Here is a 1,536-nt window from a genome sequence, read left to right as displayed (position 1 = left end):
CCCGCCTCCTCACCCCCACCGAACACCACATCGCCCAACTCGCCGCCCAAGGCCACACCAACCGCACCATCGCCCACCACCTCAACACCACCCTCCGCAACATCGAATCCCACCTCACCCACACCTACCGCAAACTCCAAATCACCGGCCGCCACCAACTCACCCAACACTTCCCCACCCCCCAAACCACCCAGCCCACCAACACCCAAAACACATAACACCAACCAACAACAGCACCGGCACCGGCACCGGCAGACAAAAAGAAAAAGAAGGGGCTGGCAGCCGAGGCCGAATACCCCTCAAACCATCAACACCCCAAACAGAGACAGAAGCACAGTAAAGACATCAGGCACCCAGCCACTCAAGAGCCAGACCACCCGGCCAACCACGCGAACCCATCTGCCATGCGCCGAAAGCGTCGGATTCCGCAAACTCGATCAAACAACCGCGGAAAACCCCCGGGCCCAACACCACCTTCCACAACTTTCCACACCTCAGATTTCCGGAACTCAAAGGCGCCCTCAAAAGACGTCCGATCGGATCTGCCTCTGACGAGAATCGGATTGCAGATCGCGGACGAGGCGCGGGCCATCAAGACGGAGATGGCGCGGGTCCGGAGGAAGCGGGCATCTTCTCTCAGCGGGGCCTCATCAAACCCTGCCGGAGCCGCACTTGCCGCCCTCCCTACGGGTCAGCCCCACAAGCAGCCATAGCAGCGCTCGATGCAGGCAGCGAGGTGCGGGGAATCCTGCATGCCGCGACCGAGCACAGCACCCGCGACCTCCGAGAGAACAAGTGGTACTACGTCTGGGCTCTTTCCAGGAGGAGTGAGGCCACGGAAGACCGAACGGGAAAATGCCTCCCTTTGCACCCAGGCCATCGTCATCGCACCCCCACGAGGCGGGAGAGGTTCCCCGACCACTCGACCAGGAACCGCAGAACATGCGCGCCGCCACAGGCTGACAGGACCAGCACCTCGCCGCCGAGCTGACAGCCCATCAGGAACTTCCGGAAGTGGCGGCGCCTGCACGTCAGTTGTCCGCCTCGCCCGGCTCAGTTGCCTGCCCCGTCCAACCCGGTTCGCCCTGCCGGCCACACGCTCAGGCTCGGCGGTCGACGGACCGGTGACCTGCCGAGGGGAGGCACCCCCCGCTCAACGCTCCGCCCGCACAGCACCCGGGCACCCCTGTCACGGCCCGAATCCCGCCCCCCGGTACCCGCCTACCGTGCATGCGGAATACACCTGGCGCGCCCTCCGCAAGGCCGGACGACTCATGCCCCCGACACCAGGACAAGCTCCCGAACACCACAAGCAACCCCCTGCTCCACCCAACAGGCCAACCAGCACCAGCACCAGCACCAGCACCGAGGCCGCCCAGCCCCCCCCCCCCCCCCCCCCCCCCCCCCCACCCCCCACCCCCCCCCCCCCCCCCCCCCCCCCCCCCCCCCCCCCCCCCCCCCCCCCCCCCCCCCCCCCCCCCCCCCCCCCCCCCCCCCCCCCCCCCCCCCCCCCCCCCCCCCCCCCCCCCCCCCCCC

Annotated in this window: 1 protein-coding gene; it reads left to right on the top strand. The window is 68.2% G+C overall.

What is annotated here, in order from left to right; all coding sequences use genetic code 11:
• A partial coding sequence (locus LIU39_RS34655; RefSeq protein WP_227050959.1) for a response regulator transcription factor occupies nt 1–218 on the top strand: 218 nt, incomplete at its 5' end.
• Nucleotides 219–1,536 lie beyond the last annotated feature (1,318 nt).

Source organism: Streptomyces pinistramenti (assembly GCF_020564935.1).
GTDB classification, from domain to species: Bacteria; Actinomycetota; Actinomycetes; order Streptomycetales; family Streptomycetaceae; genus Streptomyces; species Streptomyces pinistramenti.
Note: the sequence above shows the minus strand (reverse complement) of the source record. Positions and strands in the feature narration are given on the sequence as shown.